This window comes from Psychrobacter sp. CX5 (assembly GCF_057621535.2).
Genome location: NZ_CM177735.1, coordinates 256,625 through 280,953 on the forward strand (window position 1 = coordinate 256,625; position 24,329 = coordinate 280,953).

A 24,329-nucleotide genomic window follows, 5' to 3' on the forward strand; every position below is an offset into this window, starting at 1 on the left:
ATTTAAATAGTTCGATACTGCAATCTGGTAAACGTACTTTTAGAAAGAATTTAATAATTAATTGTAATACAAATAAATCAGTTAATGGCATTCAACAACTGACAGAACAGCTATTAAGCGAATAGCGAATCAAATAATATTTTATAAAAAATAATGATTCCTAAAACTGTTTCTGCTGCTAAAGCTACTAGTAATATTGCTGATACGCCTACTGATATAATTCCTAACTTCGTGGATGGTGACTCCTTGAATAACTCCTCTTTAACGAAAGACTCTCGCTCAAAAGAGATTTCTCTTTCCAGAAATACGCTGATTAGTAAGAAAACGAGGCTTAATTCATTCTCTATACTGTCTACCACATCTGCTGTTAGCGCCCTGACACTTAACACCAAGCTTAATGCTTCAAGCATAAGCCAACCAGTTAACGCTGGTTTCGAATCTAATTCGAAGTCCTTATCGTCAACAAACGAGGCATTGACTCCATTGAACTCAACAGACGCCTCTAGTAGACAGCTTTCTTCAGCCGAAGCTTCAACACACTCTTCAACTATTCTATCCTCAAGCTCTGATTTTGTAGATAATAATCAAGGCTTTATGGATAGCCTTATGGCTTCAATATACAATAGAAAGCTGACTTCTATAGACTTCATGTCTGTTAGTTTTTTTATAAGCGGTATGATGTTAATGATATTTCTGATTCATATGGTCTAAGATTTAATATGGTCTAAGTTATTATCAAATCTAGACATTAGCCTATCGAGCAACTTGAGTATAAACGTGACAAGTATTAGGCTCATTAAGCCAGCTTGACAACGATGAGTTGGTTTATAGGAAACGCAATATTTTATAGAAAAGGTATAATAAGAGATTGGTGAGTCTGATCAAATATAAAAAAGGACGCTTGGTTAAACCAAACGCCCTTTTTTTATTGAAACGCTACAAAGGTTAATTAACCGTTTAAGCCTGCTCTGTCATTGCATAAATCTTTTTAAATAACTCTTTTTGCTCAGCAGAAGGTTTGGCAGTTTGAAGTGCCATGATTTGACTCATATCTCCGTCGATGCGAATTTTACCTGACATAAACGCATTCATTGCTTCATTCATATCACCTTTAAAAGCAATCGTTTTTAAAGTATCTTCATCGATATGAATAGTACTATCAGCGGCTGTCGCCCCTTTCTTTAATACACCATTTTCCAAGTAGGCTTGTATATCACCATTTGCGGTATCGGTGATATTTAGATTCAACTTCATACTAGCTAACGACGGAGGAAGGTTCAAAGAACCTGCTTCTTCAGTTAAACGATCAACTTCATTAAACCATTCGTCTGTTAAAAAAACTGCCATAAGAATTCCCTGTTAAATTTTAAATAGTGTTACGTTAAAAATAGAGTTAAAATACTACGCATTCAAATAAAACTCAAAAACCAAACACCATAATTTATTACGACACTTGATTAGTGGCTCAATTGAACCTGTAGGATTATTAACAACTGACTTATAGTGGCTAAAAATAACTTATAGTCGCTAAAAATAAAGATTTAGTTAAAACAAGTTAGCTTCAATTATAGATTGTACCAAAATTCACTTCATGTACAGTAAATTTTTGGATTAATGAGTCATATATTGTTATCAATCAAATTTTAGCCCATGATTTAGGCGGCTACATAAGTTATTTATGTTTTCAAATCTTAATCTAAACGTCTAAAATAGGCTTATCCTTAATTTTTCTACGGATTTTTTCATTTTTGACTGTTTCGTCAGATGATATTTTGTATCCTATGCGTTACAATAGCCCTATATTTAGATAACATAAGGTATATAAGCCAAACAATTGATAAGAAAAAACTCCTTCTTATCAAGAGTGAGCCAATCTAACTCTATTCATTTTATGCTCTCCACGATAAGGTAGGTTCGCAATATCACCTTACTTTCCTGAATTAAGTTCTTTTGGTTCTTCTTATTTGGCATACCCTCCTGTACTTAAGGCTGTAAAGGAAATATTCCAATGAGTATAAATAACACAGCAGTCTCTCCGGTCGATCGTGATTATGAGATCACACTTGTGAGATATTTCTCAACAATGGCGATCATCTGGGGGATCGTGGGCATGGCCGTAGGGGTATTTATTGCCTCTCAACTTGCTTGGCCTGCTCTTAACTTTGATATCCCATGGCTAACGTTTAGCCGATTAAGACCACTGCATACAAATGCGGTAATTTTCGCCTTTGGCGGCTCTGCATTATTTGCAACCTCTTATTATATTGTTCAACGTACTTGTAAGACTCGACTGTTTGCACCCTATTTAGCTTGGTTTACCTTTTGGGGATGGCAGGCAGTTATTTTGTCTGCCATTATCACGCTGCCATTAGGTATTACCTCAGCCAAAGAGTATGCTGAGCTTGAATGGCCAATCGACATTTTAATTGCCGTTGTATGGGTGTCTTATGCCATTGTATTCTTCGGCACGTTGATTAAGCGTAAAACATCGCACATATACGTGGCTAACTGGTTCTTTGCAGCTTTTATTATTACGATTGCACTGCTTCATATCGTAAACAGCCTCGCCATTCCTGTAGGCTTATTTAAGTCTTACTCATTGTTTGGCGGTGCCACAGATGCTATGGTTCAGTGGTGGTATGGTCATAATGCGGTTGGTTTCTACTTAACCGCTGCCTTCTTAGGTATGATGTATTACTTCGTGCCGGTACAGATTGGACGTCCAATTTATTCATATCGCCTTTCCATCGTGCATTTCTGGGCGTTAATCGCTTCCTATATGTGGGCTGGTGGACACCATTTACATTACTCTGCTCTACCAGATTGGGCACAGTCACTAGGTATGGTCTTCTCAATTATCCTATTTGCTCCATCATGGGGTGGTATGATTAACGGTGTTCTAACCTTATCAGGTAGCTGGGATAAATTACGTACCGATCCCATTATTCGCTTCTTAATTGTTGCCTTATCGTTCTATGCGATGTCAACCTTTGAAGGCCCAATGATGTCTATTAAAACGGTTAATGCATTATCTCATAATACCGATTGGACAGTGGGTCACGTTCACTCAGGCGCATTAGGCTGGGTAGGTATGATTACTATGGGTTCTTTATACGTATTGATTCCACGTATCTATAATAAACCTAAAATGTATTCAATTAGTTTGATTACCACTCACTTCTGGTTAGCGACAGCGGGTACTATTTTCTACATCGTATCTATGTGGATATCAGGTATTGGTCAAGGCATGATGTGGCGTCAAACGAATCCAGACGGTACGCTTGCTTATAACTTCATTGAAACAGTGGCATTCTCGCACTATCCGTACATCGGTCGTGCCTTTGGTGGTTTGTTATATGTTAGCGGCATGTTTGTAATGGCCTATAACGTACTAAAAACTATTAAAATGCCAAGTGCTCGTCCAGTCGATGAAGCAGACCCAACCAATCATCACACTATCGTTAATGATGACGAAGACACTCAGCCTGTTAACGTGTAAACCAGCAATCGCTTAAGGAGATATCATGGCAGGTACAGCTCATGAAATAATTGAAAAAAACACAGGCTTGCTGGTCATCTTTATTGTGATTGCAATTAGTTTTGCAACATTAGTAGAGATTGTTCCATTGATTTTTGATACCAAGCCTGGAGATGAAGGTGGTGTTAACCAACCTCTTCCGACTATGGAACCATGGACAGCGCTAGAGTTTGAAGGACGTGATATATATATCCGTGAAGGTTGTCATGTGTGCCATACTCAAATGATTCGTCCACTGCGTGCAGAAGTTGAACGCTATGGACCCTATTCTCGCGCCGCTGAATCGGTATGGGATCACCCCTTCTTATGGGGCTCAAAACGAACTGGTCCAGATTTAGCACGCGTGGGCGGTCGTTATTCTGATGATTGGCAGAGAAAGCATTTAATAGCACCTCGCTCATTAGTACCAGAATCTGTTATGCCAGGCTTCCCTTGGTTAGCTGAGCAGGAAGTTGACGGTATAAAAGTGCAAGAAAAAATGCGCTTATTCCGTGATCGCTTCGGTGTTCCTTATACTGATGAGGACATTGAAAAAGCTCCAGACCAAGTTTTAGGCGCGACAGAGCTTGATGCGGTCGTTGCGTATCTACAGCAGCTTGGTACAGCGATGGAGGGGCAACGCTAATGAGTATTAGTGACTTACAAGTGATTGCTACCGTCGCAGCCCTAGTGGCCTTCATTGGTATTGCATGGTGGGCGTATTCTCCCAAAAATAAGAAGCGCTTTGAAGAAGATGCACAGCTTGCGTTAGATGATGAGTTGCAAAGCTCATCATCTGTAAATTCACGCAGTAAGGATATAAGATGAGTATATTTTGGAGTTCCTGGATCACCATCTTGAGTTTGGCCTGTTGGCTTGGCATTCTTGGCGTGCTCCTATTCGTACTTCGTAAAAAACCAGATCTCGCCGAAGACGGTACAACGGGTCATACTTATGATGACGTTATTCAAGAGTACGATAAACCATTACCAAAGTGGTGGTTAGTTATCTTCTTTGGCAGTATCGTTTGGGCGATCGGTTACTGGTTACTGTTCCCAGCATTGTTCCCCCATAGCTTTAAAGGTTTGGCTACGGTTGACGTGGATGGTAAGACTGTACCCTGGTCTTCTAAAAACGAGCTTTATAGTGACCTTGAAAGTAACAATAAGATCTTTATTGAAAACTTTCAAAATAACTTATTAAAGAGTCCTGAAGCGAATAAACAGTTAGCGACCTTAGCTTCACTCCAAGCACAAGAACCTGCAAAATCTAAACGCTCCAGTGATCTGAATAAACAAATTGACAGCCAAATTCAGGCACTTGCTCCTTATGTTAAAGATTTGTCACAGAATCAAGAAGCGGTAATGGCCGGAGAGCGTTTATTCTTGCAGAACTGTGCAGTATGCCATGGTGCCACCGCTCAGGGCGCTGAAGGTTATCCTAATTTGACCGATAACGATTGGTTACATGGTGGCAAGCCTGAAAATATTTTGGTCACGTTACATAATGGTTGGCATACCAATCTTAACCCTGAAGATCCACTACCTATGCCTGCCCAACGTAATGACATTGGAGAGCAAGGGGTTCGCGCTGCTGCTGAATATGTATTATCAATTTCTAAACATCCTTCAAATCCAGAAATTGATACCGAATTAGCCGCTCAAGGTAAAGCCATCTTTAATGAAAAATGCTTTATCTGTCATGGTGAAGACGCAAAAGGTCAAATCGCTACGGGTGCGCCTAATTTAACAGATGGTATTTGGTTATATGATGGCGACCGCGAAACTGTGCAAGAGACTATTCGTCATGGACGTGGTGGTGTGATGCCAGAGTGGGAAACTAAGCTGGGTAATGAGCGTATTATGCTGTTAGCCTCTTATGTATATTCCTTATCACACAATAATGTTGTATCAAGTACTGCTAATGACGTGACTGCTCAATAATTAGTTCTTAACTTAGAACTATGCTTTTACAACTCACTCATTTAAAACTTATTTAGTTCATAAAAGGGGCTGTCCAACCAGCCCCTTTTTTATATCATAGTGAAGCTAAATGAGTTAATTGAACTTATACCTCATTGTTTTTCCTAGTATTAACCCCATATATTATCTACCACATCCACTAGGGGCTATAATAATATATTTAATGAAAATCAGACTTACTCTCGAATATATTTTACAACCCCTCCTAGGTCATTCAACTAACTACAAAGTTATATCCTCTTTCACTTCCTAACTGGAATCAATGTTAAAATAGGATGATAAGTAACGGTTAATAGCACCTTACTGACTCTACTGCCAGCATAATGGTTCTAATTTTTAGAGGTACATTTATGTCAGCCCCCTCCCCCAATCAAATTCCTGTACATGAGGTAGATGCTACTAAGAAGCGCATTCACCCTCGTTTTACAGATGGTTTTTATCAACGCATCCGTCTGTTTAGTATGTATATTCTCTTAGCTTTATTTTTGATTTTACCTTGGCTGAAATATGATGGTCGACAAGCAATTTGGTTCGATGTACCCAGCCAGCATTATTATATCTTTGGCTTAACCTTATTCCCTCAAGACTTTTTCTTTGTGGCCTCCTTTTTTATTATTGCCGCATTTACTTTGTTTATGGTTACAGTTTATGCCGGTCGTGTGTGGTGCGGGTACGCCTGTCCTCAAACTATCTGGACACACTTATTCCAGCATGTTGAAAAATGGGTTATTGGCGATAGAAACAAACGTATCAAGTTTGATAAAGAGCCAAATTCAGCCGGTAAGTTTGCTAAGAGACTACTGATTTGGTTTATTTGGCTATTAATGGCTATCATCACAGCCACTACGTTTGTCAGTTATGTGGCGGGTACAGAGCTCATGTACAACAGTTGGCAAAGCCTCTCAGGAATACCTATCCCTGATTGGCCGACTTGGGTATGGGTATCTATGTTTATTTTTACCTTTGCCACTTATGCTAATGCCGCTTATATGCGTGAGTTCATGTGCATTCATATCTGTCCTTATGGTAGATTCCAAAGTGTGATGTTTGACAAAGATACGCTGATTGTCTCATATGATTACAATCGTGGTGAACCCCGTGGTCCACGTAAGAAAGGCACGCATCCTGAAGACTTAGGTGACTGTGTCCAATGTACGATGTGCGTACAAGTATGTCCAACTGGTATTGATATACGAGATGGTTTGCAAGTTGAATGTATTCAATGTGCGGCTTGTTTGGATGCTTGTAACGAGGTTATGGATAAAGTCGGCTACCCTCGTGGCCTTATTCGATACACTACTGAGCGTCAATTGGTTGAAAAAGAGAAAAGTCACTATTTGCGGCCTAGACTGTTTGCCTATTTGCTACTTTTAACTGTATTAGTGAGTATAGTAGGTTATGCTTTATTTGACCGTGTGCCTTTACAAATTGATGTTCGAGGAGATCGTAACCAGCTGTCATCAACTAATGCTGAAGGTCAAATCGTCAATAGTTACATTATTAAAGTAACCAATAAGACTCAGCAACGTCATGAGTATGTGTTGTCTATTTCTGGTCCAAAAGGACTGACTTTGCAAACTCGTTTCGAAAGCTTACCACTGCCTGCGGGTCAAAGCTATGACTTACCTGTCAGTGTGGTTGCTGATCCTAGTTTGGCTGATCAAGGTGAAATATCAATTGACTTTAACGTTGATAGTAAAGATGGCAAATATCATGCGACTAAGACAAATGTCTTTAATACCCAAGGTCGTTAATATCTAGATCGTTAGTAATAAAAACCAACGTCTAAAATTGCCAGCTTAGGTGCACGAATTCATGTAAACTGGCTTTTTTTAGTCAGTTACTACTTCATTAAGATTAGGGTTATCGTATGAATAAGACCACGTCACGGACTAATTTTGGGCATCAAGATACCCAACCTTGGTACAAAAATTATATGGTCATAATCTTTGTCATCGGTCTGCCATTATTTGTTGTCATCGCTTGTTTATGGTTTGTTTTCTATTCGGTACAAATCAAAGATACGGTTGTTCGCGATGACTGGTATATGGATGGCAAAACGCTTTACCAAGACGTGTCACGCGATAAGCTGGCGCATGATTTAGGTTTAACGGGTGACATGACCTTCTCACAAAACGGTGACATTGTTTTCACCCTTAATTATCCGGAGCCAAGCTTGCAATCTGGTAAGCTTAATGACGGGACGCCAATATACTATCCTGATGAGTTAACCCTGTCTATTTCCCATGCGACTGATATTAACAAAGATCGGGATGCCACGCTAAAACACTCTAAAGACAATCAATATACTGCCAATATTAAGCTTGATGCGTTAGAGTCTAAATACTATGTACAAGTGAGTAACGAAGGTAAGCTAAACTGGCGATTGCGAGAAGTCGGACTATTACCTAAAGATCATATCAGGTTTGAACCCCTTCATTCATTTGACGAAAAGTAGTTTTTGTAAGACCCTACCCTTAGCTGAGGTGGAACAATAAAAAAGAGAGCCCTTAGGGCTCTCTTTTTTTAAAACTATCAAATTAGTCAATGACAGGATTAATAACAGGTATTTTACTACTTTTATTAGAGCCTTCAAAAGGCTGCATTTCTGGTTGAGTCGGTAATCCCATATCAGACAACTCTGATGCTCCTCCTACCTGGATATTAACCCCCTCAAAAGCACGTTCGCTGTCATCACGGTCTAGGCTCAAGCTTTCGAAATCGAATAAAGTTCTATCTGCCAATTGAGATGGAGCAACATTTTGCATTGCCTTAAAGATTGAGGCAAGTCGCTGTGGGTGGGCATCATCCCATTCTCGTAACATATCATTAATCATCGCGCGCTGCAGATTTTCCTGCGACCCACAAAGATTACAAGGAATAATGGGGAACTCTTTATAACGTGCATATTTTATGATGTCCTTTTCTTCAACATATGCCAGTGGACGAATTAAGACATTTTGTTTATCATCGCTGAGTAGCTTAGGTGGCATAGCTTTAAGAGAGCCTCCATGAAATAAGTTTAGGAAAAACGTTGCTAATATATCATCTCGATGATGTCCTAGCGCAATCTTGGTCGCTCCGATTTGTTTGGCAAATCCATACAATGAGCCACGGCGCAGTCGGGAACACGCTGAACAGTACGTCTTCCCCTCAGGTACCACACTTTTCACCACGCTGTAAGTGTCTTTTTCTAAGATATAATGGGGGATGCCCTGCTCTTTAAGATAGTTTGGTAAGATATCTTCAGGATATCCAGGCTGTTTTTGGTCTAAATTCACCGCAACGACATCAAACGTTATCGGCGCAATTCGTTTCAAAAACAATAATATATCCAATAAAGTATAGCTGTCTTTGCCACCCGACACACAGACCATGACCACATCACCGTCCTCAATCATATTAAAGTCACGAATAGCATGGGATACCTGCTTACGTAACTTTTTTTGCAGCTTTTTAAAGCGGGCAGATTTAGTGCCTTTATGATCTACTGATTGTTCACTATTTGGCCTGTATATGATAGACAGATTGTCTCCAGTATTATTATCAATGGCATCTATGCTGATATCTACTGGTTTAAAAACTTGCGGTTTGGATAAATCGGTTTGCATAATCATTCGCTATTTTATGGCTTAAAATATTGATGAATTATAACAAATTGCAAGTTTTTTAGCTTGTATAGTCGGCGAACTTATAAAGAGTCACGGCGTTAACCTAGTTAAGCCTACTCCCGTATTACTTGCTACTTGCACTCGTTTGCCTTGTGACTACTTTAAAGTTCTTTGACTATATTGTCGTAAGACCTATATTGTCGTAAGACCTATAAAAGATTGGTGTACCTCCACATAACGATACTCTCTTCAGTCTTTATCCTTATTAAGGTTTTAAATCTTATTAATGACCCACGTTACTATAAAATTTATTACAAGTTAATTCGTACTAAAACTTTTATCATTATTTTATAGAAGAGCGGCTAACACCTTTTAAATTACACTTTTCATCACACTTTTAAAAAACCTATCTTTTTACGGTTTAATAAACCAATTATTTGTAGCGTTTACACTTTTCTTCCCCGATAGGTTGATTTTTAGATTTTGTATAATTTATGCACACAATGACCAAAGAAGGAGCGTTACCTAAAGCTCACCTATTTTGCAAATATGTCACAAAGGTTTCATATGTAAATAAAGCGTTTCGCTTATAATATTCTTTGCAATAACAATATGTTATAAGCAAACCTATTCTTTAGATATCACATTCTTTAGAACATTAATTCTTTAGGGGCGAAGAATGAAATCAATGAAATTATCTGTTGTAGGTCGCATATCTGCATTTATGGCAATCGCATCACTATCAAGTACAGCGATGGCGGATATTCGAGCACTGGGCAATGTCAATGTCCAAAAACAGGCCAATGGTGTAGAAGTGGTCAATATTAATGCACCAAATGCGCAAGGGTTGTCACATAACCAATATGATCAATTTAACGTTTCAAAGTCAGGTGCTGTTATTAATAATGCCACTCGAAGCGGGCAATCTGTCTTAGCGGGCAATTTAGGTGCCAATGCTAATTTAAAAAATCAAGCAGCGACCGTCATTTTAAATGAAGTGGTTAGCCGTAAACCCTCTTTGTTACTGGGTAAACAAGAAGTCTTTGGGATGGCAGCAGACTATGTACTCGCCAACCCCAACGGCATTAGCTGTGAAGGCTGTGGGTTTATAAATGCTCCAAGAGTAAGCCTAGCGGTCGCCAAGCCTGAAATTACCAATGGCAAACTGACAGGCTACAATACCAAAAACGATCGCGGATTACGTATTTACGGTGGCGTTCAATTTGACGATACCAAAGTGGTTGATTTAATTGCCCCACAAATTTATGCCGATGCAACGATAAAAAATGCTGATAATGTCAATGTGCTGATGGGACGCAACAAAGTTGGTATTAATCCAGACGGTAGCTTAAGCGCAACCTCTATCGCGACGAAAAGCGATAGTGTACTAGATGGTAATCTTTTAGGTAGTATGCAAGCAGGTCGTATTACGCTTCATAGTACCGATGATCGTGCCACTATGGATGTGAAAGGTGTCGAGTTTAATACTAAAGATTTCAATGCCCGTGCCGGTAATCTTAATATGCACGGTAACATTAAGAACTTCGAACAACAATACAGTCAAAAAGACTCTCCGCTGATTACCTCGACCACGTTGCAAATCGGTCAACACTATTTACCAACACGCATTAATGCCGACAATGTAGATATTCAAACCACAAAAAATTTATCGCTTAACGGTACTCAAATTTTGGGTAATAAAGTCAACCTTGAAGGCGATAATATCGCTTTAAATGGTGAGAAAACGATAAACACGATTTACCGCTCTACCAATACTCAAAAAGGCGGATTAAAAGAAGAAACCTTATTTCATACGGATAAAGTTACGGCGCTATATGGCTCCAATATTCGCAGTAATAATGTCAATATAGACGCCAAAACAGGCAATATCTCCGGCAATTCCTCACAAATTGTTGCCCCTGTGGTACGTCTAAACGCAGGCAATGGCATTGCGTTAAGCGGTGGTAATGCCAATGAGTTTCACGATATTACCTTTGAAAATAGACTAGGTACTATTGCATTAAAACGCGTAGTTGATTCTGAATCAGCGAGTAGAGATTACTATATTCCAACCGCCATTTTGGCGAACAAAGCGGCGATGACCAGCGGCGGTGATCAAGAATATGCAGGGGCGCAAATTGTCGCAAAAGATATGGAATTTAAAACGCCAGGCACCGTATCTTTTAGTGCCGAAACCAGCAAGGCCACCCATAATATCGATCATAAAGTAACTTATTGGGGCGGATTATTTGGCTCACAAACCGACAATAATGACACCACTATCATTACTCAAAACGGTGCCGATGTGCAAGCCAGCAACTTGTTATACATTGATGCAGGCGAAGGGCTAAACCTGACGGGCAGCCGCGTATTGGCCGTTAAAAACGCCTACCTAAACTCTCCGCACGGTGATTTTAATATCAAAGGCGCAACCGAAACCACCACAAATGTAGACCTGCATCGTACCGGTACTATTTTTGATATTCCTATCGATGTCCTTACTACGACCACAACTGATCAGACAAATCATGAATCAGTTTTAGAATCCTATACCAATTTAGCCTTAGTCACTGACCAAAACATCAATATTGTCGGTAGCCAAGTCAAAGCAGCTGGTCTACTTGATTTAGAAGCAGGCAAAGAACTAAATATTGTCGGCGTTAGTGATGGTCACAATGTGACAACAGTGCATGACTCCATAGGCTTTGTCGCAGACTCAACCAAACCAACGCTTTATAATCTTGCGACCGATTGGCGTTTTGGCTTAGACATTCAACACAATGTTGATAGCGATGACACTCAAAAAGTGGCGGGTTCTTTAGTCTCAGGCGGCACAACTAACCTTAAAGGCGGTGATGTTAATATTGCAGGTAGTAAAGTCAAAGCGGACGGCGATCTTAATGTTAGTGGGAACACAGTCTCCACTAGCGCGCAGAACGATAGCCATACTGTAGCAAGCGACCATACTGATGTATTTTTAGGGGCAAAAGGTTCAATCGATACCAAAGGTGTAACCGCCGGACTTGGCATTGATATCAATAATCAGAAGAAATCTGATCAAACAACTACCCCAGTGGCGAGTCAATTAAGCGGCCAAAACGTTACTATCAAAGCAGACAGTGACATTCATCATTCAGGCACAAATATTACTGCCCAAGATACTGTCAATGAGCAGGCGACCAATATTACCCATGACCAAGCCCATGCGACTCAGACCAAATCTGATACAAATGTTGATGTTAATATTGGTCTTTCAGCTTCTGCAGATTATAAAGGAGGGTTAAGTGCTGGCCTTAATATTGGTGCAAGTGGTTCTGGTAACAATAACGTACAAACTCAAGGTTCAGGCACAACCATTACCGCAGGCACTATCAACGAACAAGCTACAAACGCCCTTAACGATGAAGGCACCCATTACAAGGCAACAGGCGATGTGAACCTGTCTGGTAAAGATGTAACACTTGCTTCAGGCTATGACAGCACAAAAGACACCAGTAACACTGGTGGAGCTAGCATTAATCTCGGACTTGGCGGTCTTGAAGGCGCTAGCCCTACAGGTTCAGTTGGCGTATCAGCCAATTTCCAGCATGAGCAAGCCGGTACCACCACTGCCAAACCTGCCACAATTGAAGGCGCAAACGTTAACATTCATGGCGATGATACGGTCGTTTCTCAAAGCAATATCACTACGCCTGGTAGCTTAAATGTAGATGCCGGTAAAGAGGTTAGCCTTGTTCAATCTGAAAATACCAGCAACGCCACTGGCGGTGGCTTTGATGTTAGCGTCAATGTTGGTGGTCTGGCATTAGATAAACCGACTCCTCAACCTTCCTTTGGTGTGTCAGTTGGGGCTAATGGTCATAACGGATCATCAGTTGAGGGCGTCAATAATACCGTAACCGCAGGGAATGTTAACCTGTCAACAAGCGGTACTAACGGTACGGTCAACGTACAAGGCACTAACCTTACCACTGACAAGCTTAACATTGATACCAACACTGCTACTATCGCTGGTACAACCAGTACCGCGCATAGTGGTTCAGGTGCGGTTGGTGTCAATGTCGCAGTTGGTTCAGGAGGTAGCAGTTTAGATCTTGGCGGTAATATCAGCGCAGGCACTAGCCAAAGCCAAAGTACTGGTACCAGCGATGTCAACGCAGGCGAGCTAACTATCAATGCCGATAAGGGCGTCAATGTGAGCCATGCCAACGTTACAGCTGACAATGCTACTATTAATACTGATGGCGACTTTAATGTTTCAGCAGGATCAAACCATGGTCAACACACCTCAGTAGATCTTGGTGGCAATATTGAAACCAAAAAAGAAAATGACGCTCTTGTGCCAAAAGCTGGCAATATCCATGTCGGCGTTGACACTGGAGACAGTCAGTCTTATACCCCTGCCAGCGTGAACATAGGTCAAAATGCCAATGTTAACGTTGGTGGTGATGTCAATGTATCAGGCAGCAGTGTCAATGCGGGTACCTTGCAAGGCAATGTTAGTGGCAACGTTAATAATGAGATATTACAAAGCCATAGTAATGAAACTAAGGTCGATATTGCATTAGGAACAGAAGGTTCTCCTGTTAAATATACGCCTGAAAATGCAGCGTCTCAGCTTGCTTCAGATATTAAAAACGGCACGATTGCAGGGGTAAAACCTATAGCGGATATTGACATTCATCATAGTGATGCCACCACTACTCAAACCACGCCGGTTGGTATCAAAACCGATAATGGTCAACTTAATGTAGGTGGTAATACGAATACTATTGGCGTTGGTGCACTTGATAGCCAAAGTGGTTTTGATTTTACTTTCAATCCAAGTGCCAACTATGACCCAATGGCGTATCTTGAAGGTTTTATTAAAAGATAACTATAATTCCTACCAATCGATAAGTTGTAAAGCGGTTATATTTCAGGGGCTATATTTAAGGAATTAAATTAAATCCTTGAAATAGCCTTAACTTAAAAGAAAACTAAAACGCGATAAGTCACCTTATCGCGTTTTTTAATTTCCACTATCTTTCCATCTTTGTTGCATCACCCTTCCTTATGACATCTCTAAGATAACCTTAACTTGTTTTTACGCCTCACCTAAACAAACAATACAAAGGTCGTCTTATGCAAAAAACCCTCATTATCAAATTATCGATCATCGCCGGACTGTGCATGATATTTGGGATTGGTCTAAATATGATCAGTGCTTTAATCTATGAACGGCAACACTATTCAGAAGCCGTTATCAAAGAAATCGCTGAACAACATGTCAACCCACAACAAGTCATCACCCCGTTTATCACCGTCCCAGCGCTCATTACCCCAAGTTGTTCAGCTCAACCTACGGATATTAATGTCAAATGTGCCAAACCCTATACTGTGATAGACACTTTTTTCGCGTCCCAAACCACGGCTACCCAAGATCTTGATGTCAGCACCGATACCTACCAGCGCGGCATCTATAATGCCACCAGTTACAATGGAGACTTATTATTTGATCAAACGTTTAAAATCAAACCCTCACCTGACTCTCAACAATCCGAGCTGACCGTCGCTACACCCAATGTCACACCCAATACAAGCGCTTCTACCGCCAAAGCTGCAACGGCTAATCAGTCCTATCGTAAAACGATTCAGTGGGATAAAGCCCGCATCATAATACCGGTATCAGACCTACGTGGTGTCAATACACTGCCCACCATTACCATCAATAAACAGCACATCAAAGCCACGTACCCTGAGTCAAACACTCTTGGCAACTCATCGCAACTGAGTTATGTAGAGGCGCCCCTTCCCAGCTCTATAGCAAATCAATTAGCATCAGCCTCAAAGCAGTCAACAAAGCAAGTTTCTCAGTCTACTCAATCAAATATAGCTGACTCAGATAAGTCCAAAGCAAACTCTACTGTCTCTTTTAATGCCTTAGTCACGCTACCCTTATCTGGCATCAGCACCTTAAACACTGTACCAACAGGACAAAACTTCGAGCTTGCCATGACCAGCAATTGGCATGCACCCAATTTTATTGGCAAAGCACTCCCCAATGCCAAAACATTTTCCAAAGAAGGCTTTGAGGCAAACTGGCAAAACCAATATCTAACCATTGCAAATAACCAATATCTGAACGACTGTCTCAGCAAATCAAGCAGTTCTTGTTCATTTGCAGACACCACGTCTTTTACCACAAACGACTCACAATACGATGAGTATTATGCAGAAAGGTCAGCTTTAGAAGCGAGCGAGGGTAAGGGATTAGGTTTTAATAGCTCAGGTCTAAGCAGCTTTGGCGTCAGTTTTGCCGAACCGAACGACGTTTACCTACAAACAGAACGCACCATGAAGTATGCGCTACTATTGATACTCGTCTCTTTCGGAACCTTCTTCTTATTTGAAATCATCAAAGCAAGTCGCATCCATCCCATCCAATACTTGCTCGTAGGCAGCGCCTTATTGGTCTTCTACGTATTATTATTACCGCTTGCCGAACAAATCGCATTTTGGTTAGCATATGCCATTGCCGCCTGTGCCTGCGTCGGTTTAATCGGCTGGTATTCATACTATTTGCTCGGTAGTGCCAAACGCGCCGTACTGTTTACCGCTATATTGGGCGGGCTCTACGCCTCATTTTACGGCATATTAACCATGGAAGATTTAAACCTATTACTCGGCGCCGCCTTCTGTTTTGCCCTACTCGCCAGTGTGATGATAATGACTCGAAAAATCGACTGGTACAAAGTCGCTTAACGCACATTATCAAAATAATTAAAGTAACCACATTTAAAGTACCGATATTTAAAGTTCTGATATATAAAGTAGCGATAAGCAGCCAGTCTCGCTTTCGTTACTATCTTGGTTAACACAGGGGCGGTCGCTAAAACAAGTGACGTTCCTGTTATCTCGATACCGCCTCTTGTTAAGCGCCCGCACCCCTGTGTGTCACCAAGTATATCCACTGCAATCGAGGCTAAACCGCTTTCACTTTTCACACGACGTTTATCATTCCCAGTTGTGTTAATTATTCACTCACCTCAACATTTCATTATTGAAGTCTAGCTAGCTCTTCAATTCTAGGTCTTTAATTCTAAATGTTGAATACTAGGCATAAGCTATCAAATGATTACCAATAGTTTCTTTCTATAACCTGAATTCGGGATAATCAATTCATAAAAGTTAAGGTTATCGGCACTCCTTTGTTGCAAAACAATGCATCTCACCATTTAAAGAAACGGTCATTCATCTCTTTTTAACGTTGGAAACGTTAGCTCCCTTCCTTTTCAAAGGAAGGGTTGGGGATGGATTTTTAGCTTAAATAAAAACAATGGCTTACAAACATTCTTATCCCGAATTCAGGTTTTTATAGACTCATAGACCTAGGATAAAATTCAATGGATTTGCTTGGTCAGTAATTAGATAACTAGCCTTGTTTTTTAAAAACCAATATTTGATTGTTCGCTGGCATCTGATACTGCGAATATAAGGTCAAATGATGCGTTGTTGCTAGGCTAACAACATCCTCTTTATTGCGAATACCACTCTTTGAATCGCGCTGACGCAAATGCCTATCAAACTGTCTATTACTATCACTACTATAATGTCCATTTTCATTAAATGGCCCATAAATAATCAGCTTACCGTTTGCTGGTAGCGCATCCCCCACCAACTCAAACAGCCTCTGAACCAATTCCCAAGCAATGATATGTAACGTATTGGCGGTAAACACAGCATCATACTGTTTACCAGTCGATGATAGTGGTATTGTATCTGTCGTTAAATCAAATGCCAAAGGAGCATGTAAATTCGGTGCAGGATGACGATCGTGCCAAGCTTGAATGACAGAGTGATTATGACTGATATCGCTGGTTTGCCAATCAAGATGTGGCAATCTTGGCGCAAAGTAAACACTATGCTGACCAGTACCTGACCCAATCTCTAACACATGATAATAGTCTTGCAGTTCTTTTTGAAGTACCTTTAGAATAGGATCTTTATTGTTCTCACAAGCCTGAGAACAAGGCGGTCTGGCCGTATGATTGACATCTGTGTTTCCTAAACTCGCTTGACTCATAACACCACTTCTCCGATCAATTGATAAAATTTGGATTAATAGATGCCCGCTTCTACGCCAGCAGCCAACGTCATAGCAAGCTCTTCTACTTGATCTGTAAATGCTTCCTGCCAATCGCCTTTTAATATTAGCGCATCTTGCACCCACTCCCAACGAAGACCTGTAGTAATCGTCTTTAAAGCTCGTTTTGTACCCGTGCCATCTTGCCCTGCTCGGATATATACCGCCAGTGGTAAACCTTGCTTTTTATCTAGTACAGAGTAATAACAACGATCAAAGAAGTCTTTGGTGAGCCCTGCCATATAGGCTAAGTTTTCAGTAGTTCCTATCAAAATAGCATCGGCCGCCAGCACATCTTGAGGTTGCGTGTCTTGAGGAGATTTAAGAATGACACTGATGTCTATGTCAGGATGATTAGCACCTTTAAAAGCGGCTTGTGCTAACTTTTGGGTGTTCGGTGACGGGGCGTGGGCTATTATTAGTAGGGTTTTTGTTGGCATAGTGATTACCGATTTGATATAAAAATTATGAATATTTAGTTAACCTTTAGCTTTATTAAAACTTATAGACGCTAATGAATCTTTATATATACAGAGACAATCTTCTATCTCTAGAGGTTGCAATCTATGAAACTGTTTAGGTAGCTCTTCAACCTTCAAATAACCTTTAGAATAGTCTAAATCTAGACTTTTCGCACCTTGCATAGTACCGGCATGTAAATATACATACTCCGGTTCATAACCCAAAAAAGCACCTATACGTAATGCAGTATCATAAATAAGCAAATCCCCGACTCCCCAAATTGGACGTATCTCATCTTCCAAAACCATTAATAATTCTGTAAAACTATTTATAACTGAATAGTCTATATATTTTAGAGTCTTCGATAGTTCTTTCAACGTTTCATTTGATATACGATATTGATGGGGATGTTTTTTATCATCAACTGTTAAAGCTAATCCTGCTTTCGAAATAACCGTCTCTAAACTATCCTGTTGTCTATAGAATTGCATCTCATCAGATGCGTTTTGACGATGGTTATCTATGTAATGAGCTACAATTTCATTAAATGAGCTTAATAAAGTTTTATCAGTACCATTGCAGCTTTGAGATCTCAAGGGTGTTCTGCACGACATAAGGATAGTCCTACCATATAGTTTATAAATTAAACTTATATTCAATTGTTTGTATAATCAACAATGCTTCATTTATTTTTTTGAAAGGATAGTTTATTGTGATTGATTTATAAAATTGCAATAAACGTTACCTTTGGATGCGGTTTAGCCCCGATTGTAGCGAATATACTTGGTGAAGTAAGGCGTTGTGGGCGCTCGGCCAGTGGCGTTATCGTGGCGCAGGAACGACACTGGCTATAGCGCACACCGCCGCACAAGCCAAGATAGGAGTGAAAAGCGGGATTAGCTACTACCTTGGCTGAGTTTGATTTTGTTGGAATTGGTTTGGATTTATTCAATTGTATAATTTTCAATAGACTAGTACAAAAACAACGTAAGCACTATTACTGTTAAATTGCATTTAAATTATCATGCTAGCGAGTTTGATAATTATATAGACTAGGTTGCAAAATTTGGCATAGATAGTGTAGCCATACAGACTCAATGGGAATAATGCTATGGACGATACTATGAATATGCAGCACTTTTTATCGACTCATCAACTACCAGATAGTTATAAAGCTATAGCACAACAATGGTTCGAACCTTTATGTGACCGAATAATAGAGCATCAACGTAATTCTTCAAAGCCATTTATCATTGGAATTACAGGGTGCCAAGGCTCTGGTAAAACTACTTTAAGCAGTTTTATCGACACCTATTTAACATCAGTGCATGGTAAGACCGTCGTGTCACTATCGATAGATGACTTCTATCTGGATCAAACTGCTAGATTGGCTTTGGCGAACACGATTCATCCACTATTAAAGACACGCGGTGTCCCCGGAACGCATGATATTGAGTTGGCCCTCAAAACCATTCGTCAATTACAAAATGGAACTTGTTCAAAGCTACCCCGCTTTGACAAAGCGACCGATAACCCCTACCCTATAGATCAATGGCAATCCATTGATTATTCACCTGACTTTATTATATTTGAAGGTTGGTGTGTTGGCTTGAAGCCTCAGCCAGAGGCAGCATTACAGCACCCTATCAATGCTTTGGAAAAATCGCATGACCCACAAGCTATATGGCGTTCATATGTCAATACAAGGCTAGCTGGTGAGTACCAGACCCTATTTGATAAGATTGACTACCAAGTAATGTTAAAAGCGCCGTCGTTCGATTGCGTCTTTAATTGGCGCTTGGAGCAAGAGCAGAAGTTAGCCAAAGCAGCGGCGGCTTCTCGTAACGACAGTCAACAAAACGTCATTATGACGAAGAGTCAGATAGTTACATTTATTCAGCATTATCAAAGACTGACAGAACACGCTTTAGAAACCCTTCCTAATGTATCCGACACGGTATTTTTTCTCGACGAAACACGATCCATAACTCATCAAAAAGTGGCTAAATAACTTAAAAAACTGATTTAAAAACATGACTAAAACACTTATTTTCACTGACATGGACGCAACACTGCTCGATCATAATACTTATTCTTTTACAGCCGCAAAACCAACTCTGGCAAAACTTGCTAACCAAGATATTCCTGTCATACCAACCACCAGTAAAACCTATGCTGAGATGCAACTCCTTCGTGAGCAAATCGGTCTTGGCGGCCCCTTTATTATTGAAAATGGTGCTGGTGTATTTATACCGCCTAGCTTTTTAAAGCATAAGCCCATCGACACGGTTACAGTAAATGGCTTTTGGTGTAAAGCATTTAGTGCGGGAAAAGACCACTGGATAGACCTACTAGCACAAATAGGCGATGACTACACGGGACAATACCAACAGTTTTCCAAAATGAGTGTTTCAGACATTCAAGATTGCACAGGGTTAGATGAACAATCTGCCTCACTGGCTGCTAGACGTCAGTTTGGTGAGCCTGTTTTATGGTTAGGGAGCGAGGAAGATAAAGCGAGGTTTATTGTGTCCTTAAAAGAAAAAGGCGCAACTCCCTTAGAGGGTGGCCGCTTCATCCATGTATCAGGCAACTGCGATAAGGGACAAGCGCTACAGTGGCTTGCCAATGAATATCAAAATCAATATAAAACCGATGTTAAAACGATCGCCCTTGGTGATGGTAAAAATGATATTGCGATGTTAGAGGCCGCTGATGTGTCAATAAGAATTTTATCGCCTGCTAATCCACCTCCTATCTTGCAAAAAGAAGCGGTCTATACCAGTACACTTATGGGTCCTGAAGGCTGGAGCGAGATGTTAACGAAACTGTTAGAACTCTAAATACTAGCGTTCCCTACTGACTTAACATTATTGGCTTTAATACTAATCGCTTTATCATTAATTGCTTTGACACATAGTAATGTAACTATAATAGCCACTTTAAAACTAAGTACTCAATATTAATCACTTTAATAACAATAACTTAACAATAATTAATTAGGAAGACTAATGGCCGACTTTTTCCAAAATGGTGTGGTAACAACCTTGCATAACTTAACGCGCCGTCCTAGCGATGAGATTGAAGCTGAGCTGGTACAATTTTCTAAGAAACGTCCTATGGGGCTTATACTGCCCTCTTTATTTTCAGAGCTTGAAGGCGAAGCACTGCCTCATATCGTGAGTGAGCTTGAAACTGTACCTTATTTATCTGAAATCGTTATAGGTTTAGATAGAGCGACTGAAGATCAATATCGCCACGCTTTAAAGTTTTTTAGCAAACTGCCCCAACATCACCGAGTGTTATGGAATGATGGACCGCGTTTAAAAGCGCTTGATCAAGAGCTTGAGGCGAAAGGTCTCGCCCCTAAAGAGTTAGGTAAAGGGCGTAACGTCTGGTATTGCATGGGTTATATCTTAGCATCAGAACGCTCGGAGTCTATTGCCCTACACGACTGTGATATTACTACCTATGAAAAAGATCTGCTCGCTAAGCTCATTTATCCCGTCGCTAACCCTATGTTTAACTATGAGTTCTCCAAAGGCTACTACGCCCGTGTCGCTAATGGCAAAATAAATGGCCGAGTGTCTCGTCTATTGGTTACGCCTCTGATTCGTGCTTTAAAGCGAATTTTGGGAGACAATGACTACTTAGAATTTATGGACAGTTTCCGTTATCCTTTGGCGGGGGAATTTTCGTTTAGACGGGATGTGTTAAACGATATTCGCATTCCTAGTGACTGGGGTTTGGAGATTGGTGTTCTATCTGAAATGCATCGTAACTACTCCCGTAACCGCCTATGTCAGGTAGATATTTGTGACAATTACGACCATAAGCACCAGGATTTATCGCTACATAATGACCAAGGAGGCTTATCTAAAATGTCGATCGATATCACCAAAGCACTATTTAGGAAATTGGCGACACAAGGTCACATATTTAGCACCGAAACCTTCCGATCTATCAAAGCCACTTACTACCGGATTGCCTTAGATTTTATTGAGACTTATCATAATGATGCGGTTATGAATGGTCTGACTTTGGATATTCACGTAGAAGAAAAGGCTGTCGAAATGTTCGCTAGCAATATTATGAAAGCCGGTGAAAGCTTCCTTGATAACCCTATGGAAACCCCGTTTATTCCTAGTTGGAACCGAGTGACCAGTGCCATACCTGATATTCAACAGCGTTTACTGGCGGCCGTCGAAGCCGATACAAAAGAGTTTATGGAGTAATCAATATGGTATGGCAAACGCTCCATGAAAAGGTCATATACCATTTAGAAAATATCTATACAGATGTTAATAGTGACGATAATAGCGACATAAATTATCGCTCCTTAGCCACTGACTTGCTTGCAACCATCGGCATCGAGTCAGAAGCTGATATCGTCTCTCCGCAATCTCATCACAACTACTGGGATCAAAGCGATATTGTTATGATTACCTATGGCAATAGTGTGGTTAAGAAAGGTGAAAAGCCTTTAGTTACCTTGCATAAGCTTTTAGATAGTTACTTTGAAGACACTATTACCACTGTTCACATCCTACCCTTTTATCCTTACAGTTCTGACGACGGATTTTCGGTTATTGACTACGCAGCTGTTAACCCTGAATTAGGCACTTGGGATGATATCGTTTGCTTGGGCAAGGATTATGGACTAATGGTCGACTTGGTCATTAACCACTGCTCAGTGCAGAGCCATTGGTTTCAGAACTTTATCGCGGGTAAAGGAGATGGCTCTGACTTTTTCTTTACAGCAAAACCAGCGGATGACTTATCTGAAGTGACGCGTCCCAGAGTGTCACCTTTGCTACGGAAAACTCAAACAGCAAAGGGGACTAAGTATGTTTGGTGTACATTCAGCCACGATCAAGTAGACTTTGATTTTAGAAACCCAAAAGTTCTGCTTAAGTTTATTGAGATCATTCGATTTTATATTGATAAAGAAGCTAAATTATTTCGAATCGATGCCGTCGCATTTTTATGGAAAGTGGTAGGAACAAAATGCATTAACTTACCACAAACCCATGAAGTGGTTCGTTTAATTCGGACCTTAATTGAACATGTCGATCCGTCTATTATTATCATTACTGAAACCAACATACCGAACCATGAGAACCTGACCTATTTCGGTAATGCCAACGAAGCACATGGCATCTATAATTTCTCATTACCGCCCTTATTATTATATACATTAGCCTCAGGGGACTGCACCTATTTGAATAGTTGGTTGCTCAGCATGCCACCTACTCAAAATGGTACGTTTTATTTTAACTTTATCGCCTCTCATGATGGTATCGGGCTGCGCCCTGCTGAAGGCTTACTAGAGGAGGAAGAGATTGATAAGCTTGTCAATAAGATGAAAGAGTTTGGCGGGGAGGTTTCATGCCGCACTTTAGAAAATGGAAATCAGAAACCTTATGAGATAAACATTACTCTGTTTGATGCGCTACTAGGTACTTTTAAGGGGCCTGACCATTATCAAATCGAACGGTTTATATGTGCCCAAACCATTATGCTAGGTATGGAGGGCATACCCGGCATATATATTCATAGCTTACTTGCCACTTCTAATGATTACGATAAAGTAGCGCTTACGGGACACAATCGCTCTATCAATCGTCACTGCTGGGATTATGGTGAGTTAGAATCTTTACTTGAGAACCCAGAATCTAATAATTACATTGTATTAAATACGCTTACCAAAATTTTAAAAATAAGGAAAACACAGCCCGCATTTCATCCTAATGCGTCGCAATATACCTTACAATTAGGACAACAAATTTTTGGATATTGGCGTCAATGCTTGCAAGGTAAGCAAAGCATCTTTTGTATTAGCAACATTAGTGATCAAGAACAATCCCTATTAATATCGGATATCAATTTGCTTGATACGGAGGTTTGGGTAGATCTTATCAAAAATGAGAAAATCGAGTTATCGAATGACTTTTTAACTCTACAACCTTATCAAACAGTATGGATAAGTCATTTATAACCTAATTTATAACCTATTAAGTCACTCAGCATGCTTTAAAGGAATAGCGCATTAAGCATTCTGGTTTGTAGGCTTGGCGCCCTTATAAGTTGCTTATGCCCATTCATTAGGCTGGGTTATGTCTTAATAACTTAATCATTTGTATAAATGACTCTATTAAAGTTTGCTAGTACGTCAAGTTCTACTGCCCATTGCATTAATTATTCGGATAACTAAACGTGATATCTTGATGGATATCAGGGTGTAAGCTCTTTGCTACTGGACAAGTCAAAGCTGCCGCTTCTAGCACCTTACGAGTACGCTCATCAAAATGCTGTTTAAACTCAATGGTGACTTTCACTTCACTTACACGGCGCGGGTCAGCCGCCATTACCTTGGTCAATTCAGCTTTAGTACCGATAACATCCACGTCCATACCAGTGGCCTTAATCCCAATTATAGTCAACATACAACTGGCTAAACTGGTCGCTAACAGATCAGTTGGAGAAAACGCTTCTCCTTTGCCATGATTATCTATTGGGGCATCCGTGATAATCTCGTTATTTGATTGCAGATGAACCGCTTGGGTGCGTAGATTACCTTGGTATACAACGGTTGAAGTAGTCATATGAACTCTCTCTAGTTGAAGCTTGTG

At 40.3% G+C, this 24,329-nt stretch carries 20 protein-coding genes; 13 read left to right on the forward strand and 7 right to left on the reverse strand.

Translation table 11 applies throughout. The features are described from left to right. Window positions 1–153 precede the first annotated feature (153 nt). Window positions 154–711, forward strand: coding sequence for a hypothetical protein (locus AC21OG_RS00960; RefSeq protein ID WP_487377103.1), 558 nt, complete (start codon window positions 154–156; stop codon window positions 709–711). 246 nt (window positions 712–957) lie between these two features. Here the strand turns inward: AC21OG_RS00960 and AC21OG_RS00965 are convergent, their stop codons facing one another. Then, complete coding sequence (locus AC21OG_RS00965; RefSeq protein WP_487377105.1) at window positions 958–1,347, reverse strand: SCP2 sterol-binding domain-containing protein; 390 nt, start codon at window positions 1,345–1,347, stop codon at window positions 958–960. A gap of 661 nt (window positions 1,348–2,008) precedes the next feature. Between AC21OG_RS00965 and ccoN the strand changes: the two genes are divergently transcribed. From ccoN to AC21OG_RS00995, 6 genes are all read left to right on the forward strand, one after another. Further along, on the forward strand, window positions 2,009–3,499 hold the full coding sequence (gene ccoN / locus AC21OG_RS00970; protein WP_486547864.1) for a cytochrome-c oxidase, cbb3-type subunit I: 1,491 nt from the start codon (window positions 2,009–2,011) through the stop codon (window positions 3,497–3,499). Between the two features lie 25 nt (window positions 3,500–3,524). Then, window positions 3,525–4,163 (forward strand): cytochrome-c oxidase, cbb3-type subunit II, encoded by a 639-nt coding sequence (ccoO, locus tag AC21OG_RS00975; protein ID WP_486547865.1) that lies wholly within the window; start codon window positions 3,525–3,527, stop codon window positions 4,161–4,163. After that, window positions 4,163–4,345: a cbb3-type cytochrome oxidase subunit 3 gene (locus AC21OG_RS00980; protein WP_486547866.1), complete on the forward strand. Its 183-nt coding sequence runs from the start codon at window positions 4,163–4,165 to the stop codon at window positions 4,343–4,345. The genes ccoO and AC21OG_RS00980 overlap by 1 nt, the downstream gene beginning before the upstream one ends. Continuing rightward, window positions 4,342–5,460, forward strand: a complete 1,119-nt coding sequence (gene ccoP, locus AC21OG_RS00985; RefSeq protein WP_487377108.1) for a cytochrome-c oxidase, cbb3-type subunit III — start codon at window positions 4,342–4,344, stop codon at window positions 5,458–5,460. Before AC21OG_RS00980 ends, ccoP begins: the two co-directional genes overlap by 4 nt. Before the next feature lie 389 nt (window positions 5,461–5,849). Then, complete coding sequence (ccoG, locus tag AC21OG_RS00990; RefSeq protein WP_487377110.1) at window positions 5,850–7,253, forward strand: cytochrome c oxidase accessory protein CcoG; 1,404 nt, start codon at window positions 5,850–5,852, stop codon at window positions 7,251–7,253. 116 nt (window positions 7,254–7,369) lie between these two features. After that, window positions 7,370–7,957 carry a FixH family protein gene (locus tag AC21OG_RS00995; protein ID WP_487377112.1) on the forward strand — a complete coding sequence of 196 codons (588 nt, stop codon included), beginning with the start codon at window positions 7,370–7,372 and terminating at the stop codon, window positions 7,955–7,957. An 82-nt stretch (window positions 7,958–8,039) separates the two neighbouring features. On the opposite strand, the gene ttcA is transcribed toward AC21OG_RS00995, so the two are convergent. Next, entirely contained in the window at window positions 8,040–9,110 is a 1,071-nt protein-coding gene (gene ttcA / locus AC21OG_RS01000; protein ID WP_487377114.1) for a tRNA 2-thiocytidine(32) synthetase TtcA, read from the reverse strand. A 679-nt stretch (window positions 9,111–9,789) separates the two neighbouring features. On the opposite strand from ttcA, the gene AC21OG_RS01005 reads away from it, so the two are divergent. Together AC21OG_RS01005 and creD are read left to right on the forward strand one after the other, a co-directional pair. Beyond that, window positions 9,790–13,986 carry a two-partner secretion domain-containing protein gene (locus tag AC21OG_RS01005; RefSeq protein WP_487377116.1) on the forward strand — a complete coding sequence of 1,399 codons (4,197 nt, stop codon included), beginning with the start codon at window positions 9,790–9,792 and terminating at the stop codon, window positions 13,984–13,986. A 248-nt stretch (window positions 13,987–14,234) separates the two neighbouring features. Further along, window positions 14,235–15,854 carry a cell envelope integrity protein CreD gene (gene creD, locus AC21OG_RS01010; RefSeq protein WP_487377118.1) on the forward strand — a complete coding sequence of 540 codons (1,620 nt, stop codon included), beginning with the start codon at window positions 14,235–14,237 and terminating at the stop codon, window positions 15,852–15,854. Here creD and AC21OG_RS01015 read toward each other — a convergent pair. From AC21OG_RS01015 to AC21OG_RS01030, 4 genes are all read right to left on the reverse strand, one after another. Beyond that, the gene (locus tag AC21OG_RS01015; RefSeq protein WP_487377120.1) at window positions 15,851–16,096 is read right to left on the reverse strand and encodes a hypothetical protein; all 246 of its coding nucleotides are present in this window, start codon (window positions 16,094–16,096) and stop codon (window positions 15,851–15,853) included. The two genes, creD and AC21OG_RS01015, sit on opposite strands and share 4 nt — an antisense overlap. A 428-nt stretch (window positions 16,097–16,524) precedes the next feature. Next, window positions 16,525–17,175 (reverse strand): DUF938 domain-containing protein, encoded by a 651-nt coding sequence (locus AC21OG_RS01020; protein ID WP_487377122.1) that lies wholly within the window; start codon window positions 17,173–17,175, stop codon window positions 16,525–16,527. A gap of 35 nt (window positions 17,176–17,210) precedes the next feature. After that, the gene (locus AC21OG_RS01025; protein WP_487377124.1) at window positions 17,211–17,675 is read right to left on the reverse strand and encodes a flavodoxin family protein; all 465 of its coding nucleotides are present in this window, start codon (window positions 17,673–17,675) and stop codon (window positions 17,211–17,213) included. 39 nt (window positions 17,676–17,714) lie between these two features. Then, window positions 17,715–18,311: a hypothetical protein gene (locus tag AC21OG_RS01030; RefSeq protein ID WP_487377126.1), complete on the reverse strand. Its 597-nt coding sequence runs from the start codon at window positions 18,309–18,311 to the stop codon at window positions 17,715–17,717. Between the two features lie 497 nt (window positions 18,312–18,808). Between AC21OG_RS01030 and AC21OG_RS01035 the strand changes: the two genes are divergently transcribed. The 4 genes from AC21OG_RS01035 to AC21OG_RS01050 all read left to right on the forward strand — a co-directional run bounded on the left by AC21OG_RS01035 (window position 18,809) and on the right by AC21OG_RS01050 (window position 23,695). Beyond that, a complete protein-coding gene (locus tag AC21OG_RS01035; RefSeq protein ID WP_487377128.1) occupies window positions 18,809–19,708 on the forward strand; it encodes a P-loop NTPase fold protein in 900 nt (299 codons plus the stop codon). A gap of 22 nt (window positions 19,709–19,730) precedes the next feature. Continuing rightward, window positions 19,731–20,540 carry an HAD-IIB family hydrolase gene (locus AC21OG_RS01040; RefSeq protein WP_487377130.1) on the forward strand — a complete coding sequence of 270 codons (810 nt, stop codon included), beginning with the start codon at window positions 19,731–19,733 and terminating at the stop codon, window positions 20,538–20,540. A gap of 168 nt (window positions 20,541–20,708) precedes the next feature. Next, window positions 20,709–21,932, forward strand: a complete 1,224-nt coding sequence (locus tag AC21OG_RS01045) for a glycosyltransferase family protein (RefSeq protein WP_487377131.1) — start codon at window positions 20,709–20,711, stop codon at window positions 21,930–21,932. Window positions 21,933–21,937: 5 nt separating this feature from the next. Continuing rightward, complete coding sequence (locus tag AC21OG_RS01050) at window positions 21,938–23,695, forward strand: sugar phosphorylase (RefSeq protein ID WP_487377133.1); 1,758 nt, start codon at window positions 21,938–21,940, stop codon at window positions 23,693–23,695. Window positions 23,696–23,891: 196 nt separating this feature from the next. Here AC21OG_RS01050 and AC21OG_RS01055 read toward each other — a convergent pair whose 3' ends face one another. Next, window positions 23,892–24,302 (reverse strand): OsmC family protein, encoded by a 411-nt coding sequence (locus tag AC21OG_RS01055; protein WP_487377135.1) that lies wholly within the window; start codon window positions 24,300–24,302, stop codon window positions 23,892–23,894. Window positions 24,303–24,329 lie beyond the last annotated feature (27 nt).